We start from the raw sequence: 22054 nt of genomic DNA, 5'->3' as shown, positions 1-22054 counted from the left end.
CTAGTAGTCAAGCCTTCTAAGATATCTAAAACATACAATGAATTAGATACAAATTATTTTTGTTTAATTTTATGAGTTTATATGATTATATTACACCCTTTTCATTTCACAAATATACTATTTGTTTAGCATATACACAAAAAACTATAAACAAATTAATCATCCTTGTAAAATACTTTTATAAAAAAATCCTTGTATAAATCAATTATACAAGGACTTTAAAATACTTTAGCAAGACGATTATCGAATCAAAACAATTTCATCACTAATTACTTCGGACTCATTTCCAGCATCATCTTTAAATTTTATATAGACAGACTTCTTTCCATTTTCACCAATCAAACGCCAATCACTGACTAATTCTTCATAAGGCAACCAACGTCCTGCTCTAAAATTATCACTATTCGAAATCATCATATACTTTGCATCTGTTGCTTTTATAGCAAGCTCAACCACTCCGTCAATATGTCTTGAGGTTTGGTCTCCTCCATTTATAATAATTGTCATATCAGAAGGAGGTGTAGAATCTACATCTATAGTTGCAGAAACCACTTCTGTTTCATTTTTTGCATTGTCTCTAAATCTTGCATAGAGTTTTTTCTCACCATCACCTTCTGAGAGTTTCCATTTTAAATACTTTTTGATGGGCTGCCATTCTTGTCCTTCAAAAGATTCATTATCAGAAACCATCATTTCAGTAGCTCCTCCTGCTGTCAGAGTAAGTTGAACTTCAGCAGCTTGCTTGGTAAGTGCAGGTTCGCCATTATTTATAGTAATTGATGGACGAACAGGACCTTGTGTATCTAAAACTACTTTATCAGAAACTACATCCGAAATATTACCTGAACGGTCTCTAAATTTAGCAAAAACAATTTTTACACCATCTAATTTACTTCCTAACTGCCAATCTTCAATTTCTGGTGTAATAAGCTGCCAACGCTGACGATAAAAAGAACGATGATTCGAAACCATTACATAATAACGTTTGTCTGGTTCTTCTGCGCTTACAAAGAGCTTTACTAGTTGAGTCGAATCTTTAATAGCCTCTCCTTCTACATCAATTTTGATTTTAGGATTTTTTGGTGCTGTCATATCCAAATGAATATCTGCTGTTACAATTGCCATCATGTTTGCTTTAGCATCTTTGAAACGAACATATACTTTTTGATCGCCATCTTCTGGAATAAGTTTCCAACCATAAACTGTTGGTTGATAAGGAATCCAATGAGCATCAATAAAATCTTGACGATTACTGATTTGCATTTGTGTAACATCAAAAGCTGCTATTTGAAGAGTAACAAATGGCGTTTTGGTATAATGACTCCCTTTGTTTATTGTAATTCTATTAGTAGAATCTTTTTTGAAATTGAATTGAGCGTGTACATTTGTGGAAAGAAACAAAGAAGAAAGTAAAAAAATGCTACTTAATATTATTTTATAGAAAAAAGTAGGACGAAGAAATGTAGTGCTATTTATCATTTTATTAAATTAGGTAATAATCTCATATAAATAATGAGTTTTATAGAAAGCTATTTTTATAGGATATTTTTATTATAAGATTTAGTTATAAATTCCCTAAAAGTATGCCAAAATTACTAAAAATAAAAGGATAAAGAGTAGTTTATTAAACCTTATCACGGTTTGTATTAAGGTAGTTTAGACTTCTAGTCTGAACATCAAAAACAGTATTTTATGAAATTCAACGGTTTGGAAGACTGTTATATAAAAATAACGGTGAAACCTTTATTCAATCCTAAGAATCTTAAAAAGGCTCTTAGGGTAATAATCAAGTTAATTTCTTCCTTTGCCTCTTCCACGTTTTTCCTGTTCCATTTCTTTTGCTTTGGCAGTCTTGAAATTACGAATCATATAGGTAAAGCTTACCATAAAATAACGATTTAAAACCTGCGTTTGTATATCTTCAACATAAGTTTCGGTAACATTTCTAGAAATACTATTATTTTGATTTAACAAATCGAAAACAGTTAGTTTTAATTCTGCTCTTTCATCTTTCATAAAACGTTTTCCTACACTCATACTCCACAATAAATAATCTTGATTGAAACTATCTGAAAGACCATTATAACTCTGATAAGTTAAATCATTTTGCCATAAAAATCCTTTTTTGAATAGAAATAAATTTCTAAACTCTAAAGTATGTGTCAGATAATTATTGTCTGCTTGTGGTTGAATTGTATTTTCTACGATATTATAACCTAAATTATAAGTAATTCCGAAGTCTATTTTTTCATTAATATTGCTGCTAATTGTCAGTCCTTCTGTAAAGCTATAATTATTCGCAATATTTTTTTCTCCATTAATGACAGTAGGAATTCTATTGTAACCAAACTGATTATTGAGATTAAAATTAAGTTTCCAAAATGGAATGCCAATCATTGCATTCAAACGTCCTGTCAAATAACCATCTACATTGACTGGGCGAGTAAGCTGAACACCTTCATTCAATAAAACTCCTTCTACAGTTACTGAATCCTGTTGTGCTATCCAAGTAGAGTTTGTGATATAGTCATTTGTTTGTCTTAGATATGCAAAAGTAAAGAAGTTAATACGTTTATCAGGGTTATTATACGAATAACGAGCAATATAACGATTTTCTACTTGTTGATTTAGGTCTTCATTACCAATAGAAAGTTGTAAAGGATTGCTATTATCAAGCACTTCTTGAAGCTGTGTAATTTGAGGATTACGAGTAGAAGAACGATAAATCAAACGCAAGTTACTGTTATCCGAAATTTCATAACGAATGACTACTCTAGGTAAAATATTTTGAAAATTTCTTTTAAAGTTAGTTTCGAAAGGAAAAGTCTGCCCTCCATTTAGAGTTGCATTTTGATAATTAAAACTAGTATTAATATTGAGTTTTTTGGTACGGTAACTATAACCTAAACCTGCTTTATGATACAGATAATCACTCTCAATAGTAGAAGAAAGTTGATTATTCAATATTCTGCCCTGATTTAATTCTGAAAAAATATCAAAGGTTTCTGTTTCGTTTTCTATTTGATTATTTGAGTATTCATACTCAATTTGTAAACTAGATTTTTCTGAAAGAGACTCTGTGTATTCTACTTCAGTTGCCCAAAGAATATCATTTTTAGTATTAAAAGTTTCTTGATTGAGTGTATCAGAACTTTTCAATGTTTCTACATTTGCTAAAAGGCTATTTTGTCCGTCTTGTAAATTAGCTTGTGTATTTAATTTTACAGAAAGAGTACGACCACGTTTTTTGAAACGATGACGAAAGAGAGCATCATTTTCAAAATTAAAGGCTGTTGAATTATTATTAAAATTATTTACAGTTCTGTTTAAAAGAAAGTCATCATCTAAAAGTGTTTGAGCATCAGTAAGGCTATTGCTTTTGTAATTTTGAATATTTAATCTTGGTGTCAGAATAAGTTCATTTACTGAATCAATTTTGTATTCAAAACGAAGCGCAAAACGATGATTTTGATTATCACTACCACTAATTTGATTTTCGTTATAAAATTGATTTTGAGCTGCTCCATTTGCATCATCTTGTAAGAAAAAATCTCTCGTTAGGTTTGTTGTTGCACTATTGTCGCTCCAGTTGAAAAAATAGCTCCCTGAAAGTTGAATTTTCTTTCCCCATTCATCAGAATAATTAATTCCTATACTGCTAGTTTTTGTAATTCCATTTTGTCCACCTACCAAAAAATTATTTACATCACTAGGATTTCCTCTATTTCTGCGTCCTCTACCTCTTGTATTACCTGTTGAACCCACAACTCCCAATAAATCTTGTGTAGAAAAATTTTGCTGACTTACATTATTTGTAATTCCGATAACAGAAATACGTTGTTTTCCATTAAAAAAATTAATATTTCCTCCTGCAAAATAACGTTCATCTGTTCCATAACCTGCATAAATTTTTCCAAATTGCCCATTTCGGCTATCTTTTTTGGTAACAATATTTATAGTTTTTACAGTATTTCCATCACTTACTCCAGAAAATCGTGCTTGGTCGCTTTCTTGGTCAAAAACTTGTATTTTTTCTATAATTTCGGCTGGCAAACTTTTTAAAGCCAAATTAGCATCATTACCAAAAAACTCTTTTCCATCTACCAAAACTTTCCCTACTGCTTCTCCTTGTGCTTGTATTTGTCCATTTTCGGTAGTGATAGTAGGCATTTTTTTCAAAAGAGTTTCAGCATCTGCATTTTTTTCAGTCTTGAAAGCAGAAGCATTATATTGTGTTGTATCACCTATTTGCTCCGAAATGGTTTGCCTTCCCTCAACAGTTACGGCTAAAAGTGTACTTTCTTCTATCAAAATAGGCTCTAAAACTGTACTTGGCTTTGATAAAATAATATTTTGAGAATAATTTTGATAGCCTACATAACTAATCTGAAGAATATAATTTTGCTGAGTAAGATTTTTGAATGAAAATTTTCCTTCAAAATCTGTTGTTGCAAAAACAAATTTTGAAGTATCACTGGCAAAACGCATTACAATATTTGCAGAAATAAGAGGCTCAGAGGTTTCTTTTTCTAAAACAATTCCCTGTAAATTATAATTTTGAGCAAAAGCAAAATTAGAAAACGAAAGAATAAAAAAACAAGAAAGAATAAAAATGGGAAAGGAAAAAATAGATTTCATCAGAAAGAGTATTAAAATAAAAGTTTAAACAACAGAGAATAATTTGAAATATTTAATTAGACACTTTTTAGAAAAAAAGGTTTAATTATTAATTGTTTAAAAATGTTAATACAATTCAATTTATTTACATTTTCTATTAAAAAACATAAATAATAATTTTGAAATTATTCAAGTGAAGTAGGATCTTGATAGCCATTCCATACAGAAGTTCCTCCTTCTTGAAAAAAAACACCAATTTCTTCTGTATCATTGTCTTGTCTTGTAGCAGTTCCCAAAATATAGTCTATTATTCTTCTAGTTTTATCAAATTGAAATAGTATATCCGACAAACAAATACAAAAAAGAACTGGAGCAAGGCTCACAACAAGTTCTACATGATTGACAAATAATACTAAAGCAAGTGAAATGGAAGAAATAACATGGTGCAAAGGAAATAAAAGTGGGCTTACTTTTTTATGATTTTTGAGATATACAATACTTATTCCTCTAGAAAATTTACCCAAACTTGTAACTATCAAATTATTATCTTTTAGTAAGAGTGTAAGTATGGCAACTATTTTATAAAATACTGATGTATTTTCGAAATAGTCTTTTGAGAATTGCCAAACCAAAACATTGATTATTAACCAAACAAGTGTATCTATCATCCAAGAAAAAGCAATTTCTGTCATTTTAGGAACATGACATGTACTTTCTACTATTTTTCTAATTTCTAGCTTTTTAGCTTTAGGAATTTGATTAAGTGTTTGTATTTGATTACAATGCTTATTTCCCATATATTCCCAACTCTCTCTTAAGAAAGCAGATTTACATTCAGCACAAAAAACTATTTCATCGCCTATTTCAAAACCATCTCCTGTAATTGGATCTTGACGATTTTCGTCTAAGAAATGAGTTTGTTTTTCAGTAAGTGTTAAGATATTTTTCATTTTTGTATTTACGCTATTTGTTTAGTTGTGGTTTTTATTATTTTGAAAAGCATAAAAAAAGCCTATCTGATTTAATAAAAATCAAATAGGCTTTTCTGAAAAAAGAAATTTCTAAAATTATTCTGCTGCAAGTACCCAAGCACCTACATACGTATAATCTAATTTGTTTTGAGCATCTCGTGCTTCTTCTTTGGTAGTGTATTCATAAAGCGCAATTCTGTAACGGTCGCTATCATTTGTAGTGATAACTCTTGCTTGTGGAAACTGTCCACTCAATTGTCTGACAGCAGCATCAGCATATTCTTGTGTAGAATAACTTCCATAAATCAGATAAAATTTCCCACTTTCTAATCCCGTATTTGAGCTTGTACTTCCTGCATCAGCATCTGTATTTTCGTTATCTCCTGTAAGTGTAGTTACCTCATTGCTTCCATTATCAGCAACTTGAGTAGAAGTTGATAATGTTCCATTTTTCAAATCATATTCAGGCTCTGCACCAGTACAATTTTGCACATCTTTATCTTCGTCTTCTACTTCTCCAAACCAAACTACAGTTACATTTTTATACTGTCCAATGCCTACAGCAGCCCAATCTTTATCAGCATAACGACCTGAGTTTTTTAGAATATCCGAATAAAAAGAACTTCCTTTCCAAAGTTCCATAATTCGTTTGGGTTCACTTCCTCCATTATAAATTACTTCATACGCTTTTCCTCCATATCCTGTGATTTCTTTTGGTTTGTCCCACATACACGATTGTTTTGAGTTATCTCTTTCACTAAAACAACACGCATTCCAAAAGCCTTTATCAGACCAACTTTGCATACTACATGAATCTTTATCTATTCGGTTGTGATACAAATCTCTTGCATGCAGTTTGGCTACAAAAGTAAGTTTTTTAGAAACTTCTATTTTATGAGCTTCGTTCTCGCCACGATACGTATCAATGAGCGCATAAAGTTGCTGCTCAAAACCATTCATACAAACTTCTTCTGGAATAGTGACTTGTTGTGCTGAAGCTGAGAGGGAAAATACAAAACAGAGTAAGCTGAGAAGAAAAACTGTTTTTGTATAACAATATTTTTTTATCATAATTATAAAAATAAAAAGTTTTTTAGATTTGGATTTTGGTAAATTAATAATTCCTATAATTCAAAAAGTGTGCTTTTTCTTTTAAGAATATCCATTGTTTCGACAAAGTAGCAAAAAAAGGCTTATGAATAAATAGCATTGACCTATTATTCACACGGCAAAGGCGTATCTGAAACAGGATATTTTATCTTAAAATCATAATGCCACCACTCATTCGAAATAGATTTAAAACCTACACTTTCCATAATCGTTTTTAATATCATTCTATTTTTCAAAATTTCATTTTTTGTTTCAGCAGGAAAATCAGTAAAAGTATGATGTGCTTCTTTTCCAAAAAAATCATATCCTGTTCCCATATTCAGCTCGTTTCCATCTGCATCTATCAACGTCATATCGACAGCACAGCCTTTATTATGATTTGAACCTTTTTTAGGATTGGCAACATAATTTTTATTTGTTGTGGTATTCCACAAAATCCATTGCACAGACAAAGGACGGTATCCATCATAAATTTTGATTCTATAACCTTGTTCTTTAAATTTTTGATGTGCCTCAAAAAGTGCTTCGGCTGCTACTTTTCTCAAAAGTGCTTTCGGACAAGGATAGACTTTTTGTTTCATGAAATTATTTTCTGTCGCATATCGAATATCTAAAACTAAGCTAGAATCATAGTTGATAAGTTCGACCATTGCAGAATCTTCTAATTTTTCAAAATAGGCTTGCTTTTCAGCTTCTGCTCTTGCTTGAAGCTCCTTTTGAAGTTCTATTCTTTTTAAAGAATCTTCTACAAATTCGGCTCTTTGTGCTTCTATTTTTCTGATAGAATCCTGACGTACTTTTTCTATTTCTTCACTGGCTTGCAATTTTTTAGACTCTTGATTTGTACAACTAAAAAATAGTGAAATTAGTAAAATTGACAGAATTAGATAGGATATATTTTTCATTTGATTTTTTTTATGATGAAGAAAAATGATAATTACTGATTATTAAACCCAATCAATTCCCTTTTTCAAAAGTGATAACGTTCGCTCTTCTTCGCTTCCTTTTTGTGGTTCATGTGCATATTGCCAATTTGCTTCTGGTGGCAAACTCATCAAAATTGACTCGGTTCTTCCATCGGTTTCTAAGCCAAATTTTGTTCCTCTGTCATAGACTAAATTAAATTCTACATAACGTCCTCGTCGTATGCGCTGCCATTCTGTTTGTTCTTTTGTGAAAGGAAGAGTTTTATTTTTATTGGCTATTTGAGTATAAATTGGTGCAAATGCTTCTCCTATTTCTCGTACAAAATCCCAACGGTCTTGTTTTGTAATATCCTCTTGTTCTTTCAAATGGTCAAAAAATATTCCTCCAATACCTCGTGTTTCTTTACGGTGAGGAATATAAAAATAATCATCTGCTTTTTTCTTAAATTCTGGGTAATAACTTTTATGATGTTTGTCGCAAGCTGTCTTTAAAGAATGATGAAAGAATTTTGCATCTTCATCAAAAACATAATGAGGAGTAAGGTCAATGCCACCACCAAACCAATAGATTCCATTGCTCATTTCAAAATAACGAACATTCATATGAATAATCGGAACAAGTGGATTTTTTGGATGCAAAACAATAGAAACACCTGTTGCAAAAAAATCAGCAGGTTCTAATTTCATAAGTTTTAGCATTTGGGCTGGAGATTCACCAAAGACTGCCGAAAAATTAACACCTCCTTTTTCAATTAAATTTCCATTTTCGATAACACGAGATTTTCCACCTCCACCACCTTTTCGCTCCCAAGTATCAATTTGAAAACTTGATTTTCCATCAGTTTCTTCTAGTGCTTGACAGATTCTGCTTTGCAAACCTTGAAACCAAGTAGAGATTTGAGTTTTATGCTGCGTAAAATCGTTTGAGAGTTGTGTAGTTGTATCTAAGCTATTCAAGTTATTTGTCTTTTGAAATGTATCAATTTTATTTTATGCAAAAATAAGAATTAATTTTAATATCATCTTAAAAGCAGCAGCAGGGTGAAAAATAAAATACCTAGACAAAAAAAATAGAGCTTCATTTTTGAAACTCTATTTTTTTGGGTGTATGAAGTTGAGGTATGAAGTTCAGCTTAGTCTATGACTTGCGTTGTCAAGTAATTACAATCAAATAAAAATCACTTCTATCAACCCTTTTGATCTTGGTAGTTTTTGGCACTACTGTATAAATACTGGTCTGCTTCTTCTATAATACCCTCAACAACAGGATTATTATGGATATAATTTAGCTTTTGATGCAAAAACTTATCACTAAAAAGCTCTTCTGCGTGATTGTTTTGTTGCCAAAGTTGATAGTTTGTATTTCTACTATTTTTCTTGGCTGCTCGTTCGAACATCCACAACATCCATTCTCGTCTGCTCTCTGGCTCATCTCTATCTGAAATAGATTTTATAAGACGAGAAGAAGTAAATTTTTTAAAATCACGCAAAATATCAGACAAATTATATCCCTCTTTTGCTCGTATAATCAAATGAATATGGCTACTCATTAAGCACCAACCAAAAACCTCTAACCCTTTATTGGCTTGGCAATATTTCAAACTTTCCACAATAATATCCTTGTATCGTTGCCGAACAAAAATATCTATCCAGTTTACAACAGAAAAAGTAACAAAATAAATACCATCAGGATTATTGATACTGTATGCTCTTTCGCTCATATTTTTTTATTGGAAAGATACCGTTTTTTGTAGAAAAAGTAAACCATAAACTGTAAAGCAAATACAAAATATTTACTTAGTTATTGGGCTTAGTTTGTAACTAAGACCTATCAGTTATATAAAACTTCAGATTTATGTTGTCAAGTAATTACAAAAATACCTTACCCTCGCAAATCTGAAGATTTGCCAAACTGATAGGTCGTAGTCGCAGACTACGCCCAACATTCATTTTTTTTGTTTGGCTATTGGAATACTACGTTGAACGGGGGCTTTCTACCACTACTACTTTTAATTTCTCTTTCCTCTCCTGTTGGAATCCAAGCATAATTACTTCGGGTATTCCATTGAGGATGAACAGCATCTGCGTAGAGTAGAACAGCATTTTCTGAATCTAAACGCTCTATCAAAGCCTCTATATCTTCTATAAAGTGAGTTTGAAGTTCTTTATCAGCTTTAGCAGGAACTGTTTTTGTCTTTTTATAAGAAAAACCTAGACGTTTCATCAAACTAGGAAGACTTTTAGTAGCGTAATCAATACCTAAATTTTCTTTTATCCAATAAGCAATAGACTGGCAGTTTTTATGCAAGTGAGAACGAAGTTCTTTATCTAAATCTGCCAAATCAAAACTATCCAACTTACCCCAAAAACCTAAATAATTAGAAGAAATAAAACTAGAAAGACCACAGGAATTATAACTTTTTACATAATTATAAACACTACTTAAATCAACACCTAAAAGCTCTGACAAATCCTTTGCTGACTTACCTTGGTCAAGACCTAAAAGAACAGTACAACGAATATAGTCCTTATTTCCTGAAGAACTTTTACGATAATCTTTTAAAATATCTCGTTCAGAAATACTAAGTTGAAAATTCATAAGCTAAAAATAATCAAAATTTAGATATTTTTGAAATCTAATTACGGATGAGTATAACAATAAGTAAGAACACAAAGACATAAATTATATTTTTATTCATCTTTATATACATCTATAGTTTTAGAAAGCTCTTGTGCTTCTCTAATTTTTCCTTGTGCTAATAGCTCAACAAAACCATGATAGTCCTTATCAATTCTCTTGTAATTTATTTTTTTCGTTCTTTTCATGATATACGGTACGACAGGAATGTCGTCTTTAAAATGATGTATATCACAAGGAAAATAGATAATATCTTCTAATGCCTTCAAAAATCTCATGTATTTTTCATCTCTAGAGAAGAAAAGGAGCTCAGTAACTTCTTCTTCAGAAATTTCACACCAATCAAAAGAGTTTCCTATGACAGTAGTAATATTATTGACTTTGATATCTACACTTCCATCAATACGATAGTTTCTATTTATTCCATCAAACCATATAACACTATATTGGTTATGGTGATGTTTTGTGTTTGCAAACAGAAAGTTTACTTTATCGTTCTTCTTATCTACCATTAACATATAATAATTAGAATAAAAATCATCATAATAATCATAATAATCATAATTAGAAGGAGAAATGTAAATACTTTTACAACTATTAATCAGCAAGAAAACAACTATATAAATTATATTTCTCATAATATTATTTTAATAGAGTAAAAAATTTTGAACCTATTTTACGCATTATTTCCCATTGTTCTTTATAGAAACTCTTCCGTTCAAAATTCTGCTTGTTGCCCGTATCATCAAAATCATAATCCATATAATTTTCCATTGTATCGCTTTGAGGATGAACAATAACATTTACTTCTCGTTCTGGTGCTTTTTTAAGTTCTTTCTTCAAATCTTTAATCTCTTGTGGATGTTCCGAAAGTCTTTTATCCATGTCTTGTATTAGTGCTAACTTTTTGGAATAAGATAGAAAAGATGAATCAAGTGTTAGGTTAGAAATGTCTGCTTCACTAAGTATCGTAAGTTGAAGGTTAGCAATAAAGTCTTTGAAAAGCAGGTAATCATCATAAGAAGGTGTTGCATCTATTTTTTCGCCTTCTTTTACTATACTCTGGTAGGAAAAGCTTAGAGTTTTATATTTAGCATAAGAGAGATATGCATCTTCTATAGGAAGATCAATTCCATTTTCTTGCTTATACTCTTTGCGCCAGTCTTCTATGGCTTCAAACATCTTTTTATCATTTTCTTTAAAACCTTCATAACTCTTTTGTTGTTGCTCCGTTATGTCAAGGTCTATATTTACAAAAAAGTCAGTACGCACCCCTTTTTTATCGTTGTACTCTATTTTTTCCTCAAAGGTATGACCAAGCCCTAGTCCGTGAGCTATTTCATGAAGAATAGCATCAGGCATCTTAAAACCCATTTCAAAAATATACGATATACCTCCTCCTACTCCTGTGTACCCTGGTACTAATTTATTAACAGCACCTATAGGTTCAGCATAAGAAGCTTCTATGCCTCCAAAATAGAAAACATGTACTCGGTCTGTAGGAATAGCTATGGTTTGATGTGGTTTGTCAAGATCTGAAATTCCCTCTTTCTTTAGTGTAGCTAACATAGATTTTTCTTTTGCTAAAAACATATCATACGCTCCACTTCCAGTCACACTATCATTTACATCAGAACGCATCCAAAAGTTATTTAACTCTGTTTTTTCAGAAAGTTTTTGTGCTTTCTTTACTCTATTCGCATCTGTAAAATTATGATTAAAATGACTCTTTAGTTCTACTCTAAAATTTAGTATGGCTTGTTGTACTCCACTAGATTGATATACCTCGTCTTTTCTCACTCGCTCTTTGGCTATATTTCCTCCTGCCAAAATAGCTGTATAGAGTTCTTTTACCTTTTTGTTAAAGTCACTTCTCTTTTTTCCATCTTTATAGAGATAAGTTTTGGAGTTATCGGCTCGTGTTTCTAGGAAATCTGTCAGTTCTGATTTTTTTAGCTCTATTTTATGTGTTTTTGAAGCTATTTCAGCGTAGATATAGGCTTGGTTGAGTGAATGATTATTAGCACAATCTAGTAATGCTACTTCGTCTATGTCACTGATAGAAGAAGTAGGTACTTCTAGCTTTGAGGTGCTTGTAGTAGTACCCAAACTTACATAGACAGGCTGAATAAGAGCTTTATAGCGTTCTTTGTTAGGATAAAGTATCATCTTTCCTATCACTACATTCGATACTTTTGCTAGTACAGCGATTTCCTTATCAAACTCAGCAATACATTCTACTTCTATGTAGGGTAGGTTAGTATGTTTGTCGTCTAATTTGAGCGAAAGAGAAGCAGTTTTTTTACCATTGATAACAACACTTTTATCGTCCTCACTTTCAAAGTCTATTGTTACCTGTGTGGCATTTTCTTTTTTGAATTCGGTACTCTTCTCTAAAGCAACATATATTTTTGCTTTGTTTTTAGTATTTTTTTTGTTTCCCTCTACATTGGGGGGCCAAAGAGAAAGATAAGGACAGAGATAAGAGTGGTCTTTTTTATAGGTTTTCTCATCACTCTCTACTTCTTTTAGTATTTCGTAATGTTTCATCATTCCATCAGCTACCACCGAGTCATCAAAACGGTCAAAGCCAAACTCACCATTGTAGGAAGTATCATTACTACCATAACTACTGCTCTTCTTTTCAGCTTGAATTTGTGAGCGATAAAAAGAAACAATATGAGGAGATTTAGATAGTTGTAGTGGATTATTTATAAATGAGTTGCTCTCATTGCCGACTTCAAAGATTTGAAACATAAATTTATAGTTTTAAGTAATGATTAGGTTAAGTAATTAAGAACGTGGGGGAGTGACTTTTACTTTAATTCTTGTAATGTCACTTGTAATAGAAATATTTTCCAAAAGGTCATTCTCTAGTTCTTTACCATCGTGAATGAAATCATGATTCTTATCATTCAAGTTGAGAGTAATTTTTTTACCTGCACCATTTTTGGTTTGAATTATTAGAGTAACATCTCCATAAAATAAACTTTGAAGTTTATTTCCATCTTTGTCTTCATAGTACATGTCTATGATTTCCATTTCCTGCTCCTGTTTGATAACAGTAGGAGTTACGTTATTCGCACTCAAATCTGTTTTCTTCCAATAATGGTCTAAAATCTTATACCCATCGTCTATCATAATCGCAGGTGTGAGATGAATAAGCGTAGTCATCGGTTCTCCATTTTGAGCATTGAAGTTATTTTTGAAAAACACACAACACACATCATAGAGTTCTATGATACGACTTTTACTTGCTGCTGTAACAGGAGAAACTACTATTTTGACGTTTTTCATCATGTCACTAGAAACTGACCACTCCATGAAACTTTGCTCTGATGTAGTTTCGAAGATAATTTCAAAAATTGTTCCTCTAGGCTTTCCCATGGGTTTGCCGTGTTCGTCGGTCGAACGAGTAAAACGAAATTTAAAATCTAAGATATTGATTTCTTTATCTTCTACGTATAACTTGGCTATTAAGCTCATTTTTCAATGGTATTAAGAAAACTAAAAGTTGTATTTTTCTGTAAAAGTAGAGTTAATAATTTACTAAAGCAATAAAAAATTACATTAATGCTATTTTTTAATATTAGAAACATTTTTTATTGGCTCAGAGAATAAATTAAGAGTAAGACCTAGAAAAAATACTATATTAATATTTATTAGAGTAAGACACACATTGATCACAGATAAGAAAAGATATGTGCAGACAAAAAACAAATAGAAACCTAAAAAAAGCCTTCAAATTTATAGCTTTGAAGGCTTTTAAAGTCTTGTACTCTCGCTTATAAGTAACTCAAATTATGCATTATTTAAGTATTTCATGCTCTCTAGTACAAATGGATAGTATTTTTGAATTGAACGAAACAGCTTATTTTACCATTTACACAGACTAGTAAATCTATGACAAATAAAATTAATTTATTCATTTAAAAAATCTTCTTTCAAAATATAGTCCATATTTCGTTCTGCCAATGCTGTTATGGTTACAAACGGATTCACACCCACACTTCCAGGAATAAGAGAACCATCTATGGCATACAAATTTTTATAGTTTTCTATTCTGCCATAATTATCAGTTGCCTTTCCCAATACACAACCACCTAAAGGATGATAACAAAAATCATCTCCATAACCATTATTAAACAATAAATGAGACCTTATGCCTCCATTCGCTTTGTTCATTCTATCAATAAATTTTTTAGCTGCCTGTTTTGCTGGATCATTTTGATTTTTATTCCAAATTAATTGAACTTCTTTTGTAATTTCATTATATGCAAAATAGCCTCTTTCTGGATTTTGAGTAATGGCAAGATAAAGCGTTGTCCAAGTTTCAAGATTCATAGGCAAAGGAGCAATTTCGGCAAAAATAGGGTTTTCAGGATCGTTCCAACCATCTATTCCCAAAACAGGAATAGTAGATTGTTTTCTTCCTGTTGCATTTACAAAATTTCTTCCTGTCATTATATTTCCATTACTTCCCCATTCTTGCCCTACTTTTTCATTGAGCTTTGATAATCCTCCTTCATGTTTCGATTTCATAAGGAGTTTGGAAGTTCCCATGCTTCCTGCACCCAAAAATAAATACTGACAGGTATAAGTTTCCTGAGCAATAGGCTCTCCTTTAGTGTTGAGTTTGGTAATCAGAATTTTATAATGTCCATTTTCAAGCTGTTCTATGTTGGTTACTTGGCATAAAGTTCGGATTTCCAAGTTTTTTGTTTCTTGTGCTTGAGCAATATAGGTTCTGTCTAATGTCCATTTTCCTGCATTATTTCCATAGATAACTTCTCCGTTTAGAGCTGATTTATAAACTTCTCCTTTGGCTTCTTTTTTCATGTATTCAAAATCATATACATTAGGAAAAAATTTGGTTTGATAACCTGCCTTTTTTGCATCTTCTCTAGCTATTCTTGAAAACTGATAATAAGGAGTTTCTTCAAAAAAATCAGCTTCGATAGTATTGACACGCAAAGCCTTATTAGCTAAAGGAAAATATTTATCAAACATTTCTTCGCTATTTACAGAAGGAAGTATTTTTTCAAAGTAATTTTTATCTGGTGTAATAGCAATTCCTCCATTTACCAAAGAACCTCCTCCTAATCCACGTCCTAAGAAAACATCCATATTAGGATGCTTTTCTTTATCTAAAACGCCTGCATATTTTTTGATAAAAAAAGGAATAGTAATAGGTGCATGAGGTGTAGAACTTCTCCAGCTTGAGCGTTTGTCTGCCGTAATCATTTTACAAAATGTATCGTGTTTGGGTGTTAGTTTCCATTCTTGCCCCATTTCTATAAGTAAAGTAGGAATATTTTTTTGAGTTAGGCGCAATGCAGCTACTGCACCACCATAACCACTACCAATAACAATGGCTTTTTTGAATCCGTTATTTTTCATTTTTGTAGAAAAAAGAGTAGCACAACTTGCCAACATAGGTGTTGTGGCTACTCCGAGTGTAGAATAGGTTAAGAGTTTAAGAAACTCTCTTCGGTTAGATTTACTGGATTTCATAGTTTAAAAAATTATCTTTGTAATAAGATATAGTATGCAGACCTAACTTTTAAAACCTTATCTTGTTCTCAAAAATCATAAAATAGCATTATTTGTAGAAAAGGATTAATAGGGTACATTTGTGATTTGAAAAATAATTTATTCTAATTTCTATCTAAACAAAAATCAATAACTCAAAAGTTTTGGTATCTTTGTAACGTTTTTCTAATGAAAATTAGATTCCTTTAATTTTAACATAACATAGTTTGTAAGAAATTAAAGACTATCTTGATTTTCAAAATTTATTAACTAAGCGTATTTGAATGCAAAATTTAGCAGGTCTAGCAGAACTTTTAAGCACTCCTCAAAAAGTGGTCATCTTTCCACATCAACGCCCTGATGCTGATGCTTTAGGTTCTTGTTTGGCTTTATCTCTTTATTTACAAAAGAAAAATCATCAAGCTACAGTTATTTCGCCTACTGAATATCCTGATTTTCTGAATTGGATGTCTGACAATGATAAAGTAGTTGTCTATTCAGAAGCAACACATCAAAAAATTGAGACATTAATTGATGAATCTACTTTGATTTGTTGTTTGGATTTTTCTAGTCCTAATCGAACAGCTCCTTTAGATTCTTTTATAGAAAAAAATCCTGATACACCTATTTTGATGGTCGATCATCATAGAGGTAAATCTGATTTTGCTCATTTTGAATTGTGGGATATTACAGCAGCAGCAACGGCAGAATTAGTTTATGACCTTATTCTATTGATGAATGATAGACATTTGATCGATATTCCGATAGCTCAATGTTTGTATGCAGGTATTATGACGGATACAGCTTCTTTCAAACACCCTAATACAACAGGAAAAATACACCGTATTGCAGCTGATTTGATAGATATGGGTTTAGATTCTTCGTATGTTCAACGTATGATTTATGATAGCAATACCGAGAATAGAATTCGTCTTTTAGGACATGCGCTTTCCAGTTGTTTGACTGTCAGACAGGATTTGAAAACAGCTTACTTTGTCTTAAAACAAAAAGACACTCGCAAATACAATCCTCAGTCGGGTGATACAGAAGGCATTGTAAACTATGCTCTTTCTATTGAAGGAATTGAATTTGCTGCAATTTTGATTGATTATGGCAATGAAGTCAGAATGTCTTTTCGTTCTGTCGGAACATTTTCAGTAGCCGATTTTGCTCGTACTTATTTTGGAGGTGGTGGTCATCACAATGCAGCAGGAGGAAGAAGTACAGAACCTGTCGATAAAGTAGTAACTTATTTTGAGAAACTTATCGAAGAGCATCGTTCAGAACTTACAACTACACATTAATTATCCTATATTTAAAATTAATTTTCCATAAATCTTTTCTACTTTGGCTTTTATATTAGACCTTTGTAGGCTAGTTTCAATGTACTCTATTTCAATATTATTATTTATTCTAGTTATTTTATCTAACAAACAAAAAATGAAATCTCTTTTTTTATATCGTTCTATACTATTTACTCTTATTGGTGCTACAATGTGGTCTTGTAATTCAGACTCACTTAATAAAGAAAAAGAACTTGACGGAATTCGTTATATGCTTCGTCAGCGTGGAGAAGGACAGGAACTTAGTGACTCTAGCGTAGTTCAAATCTCTATGAAAATCTATAATAGTACAGATTCTTTACTTCGTGATACATACACAGAAGATTTTCCTTTAATGATAGATTTGAGTGATTCAAACAATACAAAAATGGGTATTGTAAAAATATTAATGGAAAAAGGTAGAGTTGGAGATAGTGTTACTATGTTTATCCATTCAGATTCTATTTTTGTACAAGGACAACCTCGTCCTCCTTTTATAGCAGAAGGAAGTTCTATTCGTCAAGAAATCAAATTAGTAAAGCATCTTACACAAACAGAATATGTTGCAGAACAAAAAGAAATGCAGCAAAAATACATGGAAGAACAAATGAAAAAGCAAGCTGAAGCACAAGCAGAATCAGCAAAAATTTCAGTAGAACAAGTAGAATATATCGAAAATACATATTTACCTGAAAAAGGCATTACTGATTTCAAGAAAACAGAATCAGGTCTTTTCTATAAAGTAGATAAACAAGGCAAAACAGATATTGAAGCAGGTGATAAAGTAAAAGTAAATTATGAAGGAACACTGCTTATGACTGGCGAAAAATTTGACTCTTCTTTTGATAGAGGAGAAGCATTTGAGTTTCCTATCGGACAAGGACAAGTAATCCAAGCGTGGGATGAAGGTATTCCTCTTATTGGTCGTGGTGGAAAAGGATATTTATATATTCCTTCAAACTTGGCTTATGGACCAAGAGGTGCTGGTGGTGCAATTGGACCAAACGAAATGCTTGTTTTCAGAGTAGAAGTGCTAGAAGAAGTAACTAAAGCTGGAAAATAATTCCAACTCTCTAATTTCAAAAAGCTATTTATCAGATACTCTTTAAAGTTGTGTTAAGAAGATGTATATCTTTTTAGCACAACTTCTTTATAAAAAATCAATCTTTTATTACTTGACAATAAATTTTATGTTTTTATATCGTTTTATTCTAATTATTTTAATAAGTTGCATTTCTTTTTCTATAAATGCACAAAATAATAAAGACAAAAATAAACACGAAAAAGAATTTAAAGGTATTCGTTATCAATTACAGACTACCAAAAAAGAGCGTAAAAAAGCTCTTTCAATTACAGATTCTAGTATTGTAGAGTTAAGTATGAGTATTTATAATAGTACTGACTCATTGCTTAGAAGTACAAAAAACGAAGACTTTCCTCTTATTTTAGATTTACGTGACAGCACGACTAGACAAATTCCTATTGTAGAAATTATGATGAATGAAGGCAAAATTGGAGATAGCCTGACTTTGTTTATTCATTCTGATTCTGTATTTCAAAATGGTCAGATACGCCCTATTTTTATTCCTAAAGGAAGTTCTTTAAGACACGAAATAAAAATTCTGACAAATTATACAGCTCAACAATATGCTGCAAAATTAGAAGCCATGCAACAAAAATACATGGAAGAAATGGCTAAAAAACAAGAAGAACTACAAAAACAACAAAAAATGGACGAAAAATCAAAAGTGCAAAATCAAATGGACTATTTAGAAAATACCTATTTTGTAGAAAAAGGAATTACAAATTTTCAAAAGACTGAATCAGGTCTTTATTATGTAATCAATCAGCAAGGAACACCTATCCAAAAAGGAAAAACTATAAAAGTTCATTATGAAGGAACTCTATTATCAGGTCAAAAATTTGATTCTTCCTTTGATAGAAATGATCCAATTGAGTTTCCTATTGGTGTAGGACGAGTTATTCAAGGTTGGGATGAAGGCATTCCTCTTATCGGAACAGGTGGAAAAGGCACTCTATATATTCCTTCTCATTTGGCTTATGGTGAGCGTGGTGCAGGAAGTGATATTCCACCAAATGCTACACTTGTTTTTAGAGTTGAAGTATTAGATTAATAAAAAAATTAGGTAATAGAGGTTGGAAATTAGAGTAACAAAAAAACTTCTCATTCTCTAATTTCCAATCCTAATTTCCTAAAACCAAATGTCATAATGAAATTATCTCTCTTTTATACATCTATATTTAATTGTCTTTTTTTGCTTATTACATTTTCTGTTTCAGCTCAATTTGAAACAGGAATGCAAGAGCATAAAGGAATGCGTTATAGAATTAGAAAAGTAGGAAAAGGAAAAATTCTTACAGATTCTAGTATTTTTCAAATACAGATGAAAATATTTAATTCTACAGACTCTCTTTTAAGAGATTCATATACAGAAGATACTCCTCTTTTTATAGATTTGAATGATAAGGCAATTAGAGAAATGTCTATGGTAGAAGTTATCAGAAAAGGGAAAATAGGTGATAGTCTGACCGTTTTTGTACATGCTGATTCTATTTTTTCAGAAGAACAACCACACCCTGACTTTATAAAAGAGGGGAGTTGGATTCGTCAAGAAATTCGTATTATCAAAGACTATACTACTCAAGAATATGAGGACACTAAAATAAAAATACAGGAAAAGAGGGAGAAAGATTTTTCAAGAAAAGTAAAAGAAAATGAATATAAATTAGACAGTATTTCCAAAATACAAGTTGAATACATTGAAAAAACGTATTTTGTAGAAAAAGGAATTACAAATTATAAAAAAACAGAATCTGGACTTTTATATACAATAGATAAACAAGGCAGAACAGACATCGAAACAGGAGATAAAATAAAAGCTCATTATAAAGGAACACTACTAAAAACAGGAGAAAAATTTGATTCTTCATACGACAGAGGTGAGCCTATTGAAGTAGCTATTGGAATAGGACAAGTAATACAAGGTTGGGATGAAGGAATCCCACTTATTGGAAAAGGTGGAAAAGGGACTTTATATATTCCTTCTAATTTGGGATATGGTGTACAAGGTTCTCAAGGAGCAATTCCACCAAATACAATGCTCATTTTTGAAGTAGAAGTGCTAGATGAAGATTTGGATAATAATCAAGATTATGAAAATGAACAAGAAGAAGAAACTACTTCTCAAAAAAAACCAAACACTTATTATATCGATGATAATCAAGAAGATTATATCGAAAATGTATATCTAAAACTCAACGACATTACCGATTATAAAAAAACAGTATCTGGACTTTTTTATAGAATTGAAAAGCAAGGAACACCAATAAAAAAAGGAGAAAAAGTGAAAATTCGTTATGAAGAAACTTTTCTTATGACAGATGAAAATCTTGATTCTTCTCATGATTCAGAAAAAATATATGAAATTACTATTGGAAAAGGAAATTTTATAAAAGGTTGGGAAGAAGGAATTCCTATTATTGGGAAAGGGGGAATAGGTTATTTGTATATTCCTTCCAAACTAGCTTACGGAAAAGAAGAAGTAGGCGAACAATTAGAACCTGATGCAATGCTTATCTATAAAATAGAAATCCTAGAAAATTAAAAACTAAAAAACAAAATCATTAAAAACTAATTATTACCAAAATGAAATTATCAAAGTATATTACAATAAGCCTTTTATTGCTTTTCATTGGAGGTGCTTTATTTTCTTCTTGTAAAAAAGATGAAAATAATGAAACACTAACTAATAATCCATCAAATCCATTAGTACAAGATAGTATTCTTCAAGTTTATTTTACTGAAAATAATATTACTCCTCAAAAAACACAATCAGGTTTGTATTATGTTCTTGATGAACAGGGAACACCTATTCAAAACGGAGAAAGAGTTACAGTAAACTATGAAGGAAAACTATTATCAGGAGCTATATTTGATTCTTCTTTTGGTAGACAACCATTTACTTTTACCGTTGGAGGTGGTGTTATAGATGGTTGGAATGAAGGTGTACCTCTCATTGGAAAAGGAGGAAAGGGAACATTATACCTTCCTTCCCATTTAGGATATGGAGCTAGAGGAGCAGGTTCAGATATTCCACCCTATGCTATATTAGTTTTTAGAATCGAAGTATTCAATTAATAATAAAAAAATCCTTCTTCGAACAGCAATAATAATAATTATCCATTTTAGTAAAAAATCAGCTAAAAAATGAAATCATCAAAATATATTTTCCTGCTTTTATCTATTTCATTTCTATTTTCATCTTGTAATAAAGATAAAATAGAACCTCTAATAGACGCAACTGTACAGGCAGAGCGAGAAGACCAAATTATTCAGCAATATTTAACTGAAAACAACCTTACAGCCGAAAAAACAGATTTAGGGATTTATTATATTGTCTTGGAAGAAGGAGAAGGCACAGCTACGCCAAATAATGGAGCATCAGTAGTAGTAAATTACGTAGGAAAAGTTCTTTATGGAAGACAGTTTGATAGCTCTTATGAAACCAATAACCCTTTAGAGTTTACTATTGGTGCTAGTTCGGTAGTAATAGGATTTGAAGAGGCAGTCAAGCAAATGAAATTAAAGGAAAAAACACGTTTTTTTATTCCATCTCGCTATGCTTATGGAGAGGCTGGAAGAACAACTCAGGAAGGAAGAGAAATAATTCCAACGCTTTCCACTCTAATTTTTGATATTGAGTTAGAACAACTTTAAGTTGTTGTTTTGTAAGAATAAATACAAAATTATTTTTGAAAATGATAAAATAATTCTTATATTTGCAGGATATTTTGGCTACAAATGTATAGTTTTGGTTCTAAATCAAAACAAAATTATAATTACATATCCAAAATATAGCATTTTTCTTGTTTTTATCTGCATTTTATTTAGAATTATAAAAAGTATTCCAAATTATT

Annotated in this window: 18 protein-coding genes; 6 read left to right on the top strand and 12 right to left on the bottom strand. The window is 31.2% G+C overall.

From position 1 onward, the window contains the following. Positions 1 to 240: 240 nt before the first annotated feature. The 12 genes from V9L04_RS13825 to V9L04_RS13770 form a co-directional block, all read right to left on the bottom strand. Positions 241 to 1479: a hypothetical protein gene (locus V9L04_RS13825; RefSeq protein WP_338790403.1), complete on the bottom strand. Its 1239-nt coding sequence runs from the start codon at positions 1477 to 1479 to the stop codon at positions 241 to 243. A gap of 312 nt (positions 1480 to 1791) precedes the next feature. Continuing rightward, the gene (locus V9L04_RS13820; protein WP_338790402.1) at positions 1792 to 4638 is read right to left on the bottom strand and encodes an outer membrane beta-barrel protein; all 2847 of its coding nucleotides are present in this window, start codon (positions 4636 to 4638) and stop codon (positions 1792 to 1794) included. 164 nt (positions 4639 to 4802) lie between these two features. After that, a complete protein-coding gene (locus V9L04_RS13815) occupies positions 4803 to 5567 on the bottom strand; it encodes a hypothetical protein (protein WP_338790401.1) in 765 nt (254 codons plus the stop codon). A gap of 117 nt (positions 5568 to 5684) precedes the next feature. Continuing rightward, positions 5685 to 6659: an SPOR domain-containing protein gene (locus tag V9L04_RS13810; protein WP_338790400.1), complete on the bottom strand. Its 975-nt coding sequence runs from the start codon at positions 6657 to 6659 to the stop codon at positions 5685 to 5687. 146 nt (positions 6660 to 6805) lie between these two features. Beyond that, positions 6806 to 7603, bottom strand: a complete 798-nt coding sequence (locus tag V9L04_RS13805; protein ID WP_338790399.1) for a M15 family metallopeptidase — start codon at positions 7601 to 7603, stop codon at positions 6806 to 6808. Between the two features lie 42 nt (positions 7604 to 7645). Further along, the gene (hemF, locus tag V9L04_RS13800) at positions 7646 to 8581 is read right to left on the bottom strand and encodes an oxygen-dependent coproporphyrinogen oxidase (RefSeq protein WP_338790398.1); all 936 of its coding nucleotides are present in this window, start codon (positions 8579 to 8581) and stop codon (positions 7646 to 7648) included. Between the two features lie 230 nt (positions 8582 to 8811). Continuing rightward, positions 8812 to 9345 (bottom strand): transposase, encoded by a 534-nt coding sequence (locus V9L04_RS13795; RefSeq protein ID WP_338790397.1) that lies wholly within the window; start codon positions 9343 to 9345, stop codon positions 8812 to 8814. Between the two features lie 242 nt (positions 9346 to 9587). Continuing rightward, positions 9588 to 10223, bottom strand: coding sequence for a winged helix-turn-helix domain-containing protein (locus tag V9L04_RS13790; RefSeq protein ID WP_338790396.1), 636 nt, complete (start codon positions 10221 to 10223; stop codon positions 9588 to 9590). Positions 10224 to 10315: 92 nt separating this feature from the next. Then, the gene (locus V9L04_RS13785; RefSeq protein ID WP_338790395.1) at positions 10316 to 10900 is read right to left on the bottom strand and encodes a hypothetical protein; all 585 of its coding nucleotides are present in this window, start codon (positions 10898 to 10900) and stop codon (positions 10316 to 10318) included. 4 nt (positions 10901 to 10904) lie between these two features. Then, the gene (locus V9L04_RS13780) at positions 10905 to 13019 is read right to left on the bottom strand and encodes a hypothetical protein (RefSeq protein ID WP_338790394.1); all 2115 of its coding nucleotides are present in this window, start codon (positions 13017 to 13019) and stop codon (positions 10905 to 10907) included. Positions 13020 to 13055: 36 nt separating this feature from the next. Further along, on the bottom strand, positions 13056 to 13748 hold the full coding sequence (tssD, locus tag V9L04_RS13775) for a type VI secretion system tube protein TssD (RefSeq protein ID WP_338790393.1): 693 nt from the start codon (positions 13746 to 13748) through the stop codon (positions 13056 to 13058). A gap of 435 nt (positions 13749 to 14183) precedes the next feature. Next, on the bottom strand, positions 14184 to 15776 hold the full coding sequence (locus V9L04_RS13770) for a GMC oxidoreductase (protein WP_338790392.1): 1593 nt from the start codon (positions 15774 to 15776) through the stop codon (positions 14184 to 14186). Positions 15777 to 16078: 302 nt separating this feature from the next. On the opposite strand from V9L04_RS13770, the gene V9L04_RS13765 reads away from it, so the two are divergent. From V9L04_RS13765 to V9L04_RS13740, 6 genes are all read left to right on the top strand, one after another. Then, complete coding sequence (locus tag V9L04_RS13765; protein ID WP_338790391.1) at positions 16079 to 17098, top strand: DHH family phosphoesterase; 1020 nt, start codon at positions 16079 to 16081, stop codon at positions 17096 to 17098. Between the two features lie 136 nt (positions 17099 to 17234). Continuing rightward, complete coding sequence (locus V9L04_RS13760) at positions 17235 to 18179, top strand: FKBP-type peptidyl-prolyl cis-trans isomerase (RefSeq protein ID WP_338790390.1); 945 nt, start codon at positions 17235 to 17237, stop codon at positions 18177 to 18179. Positions 18180 to 18306: 127 nt separating this feature from the next. Continuing rightward, complete coding sequence (locus tag V9L04_RS13755) at positions 18307 to 19251, top strand: FKBP-type peptidyl-prolyl cis-trans isomerase (protein ID WP_338790389.1); 945 nt, start codon at positions 18307 to 18309, stop codon at positions 19249 to 19251. Between the two features lie 96 nt (positions 19252 to 19347). After that, positions 19348 to 20742, top strand: coding sequence for an FKBP-type peptidyl-prolyl cis-trans isomerase (locus V9L04_RS13750; protein WP_338790388.1), 1395 nt, complete (start codon positions 19348 to 19350; stop codon positions 20740 to 20742). A 41-nt stretch (positions 20743 to 20783) separates the two neighbouring features. Continuing rightward, positions 20784 to 21275, top strand: a complete 492-nt coding sequence (locus tag V9L04_RS13745) for an FKBP-type peptidyl-prolyl cis-trans isomerase (protein WP_338790387.1) — start codon at positions 20784 to 20786, stop codon at positions 21273 to 21275. Between the two features lie 69 nt (positions 21276 to 21344). Continuing rightward, complete coding sequence (locus tag V9L04_RS13740; protein ID WP_338790386.1) at positions 21345 to 21854, top strand: FKBP-type peptidyl-prolyl cis-trans isomerase; 510 nt, start codon at positions 21345 to 21347, stop codon at positions 21852 to 21854. Positions 21855 to 22054 lie beyond the last annotated feature (200 nt).

It is taken from the genome of Bernardetia sp. MNP-M8, assembly GCF_037126285.1.
Classification (GTDB): Bacteria; Bacteroidota; Bacteroidia; order Cytophagales; family Bernardetiaceae; genus Bernardetia.
This window is presented reverse-complemented; position numbering and strand designations above follow the sequence as displayed.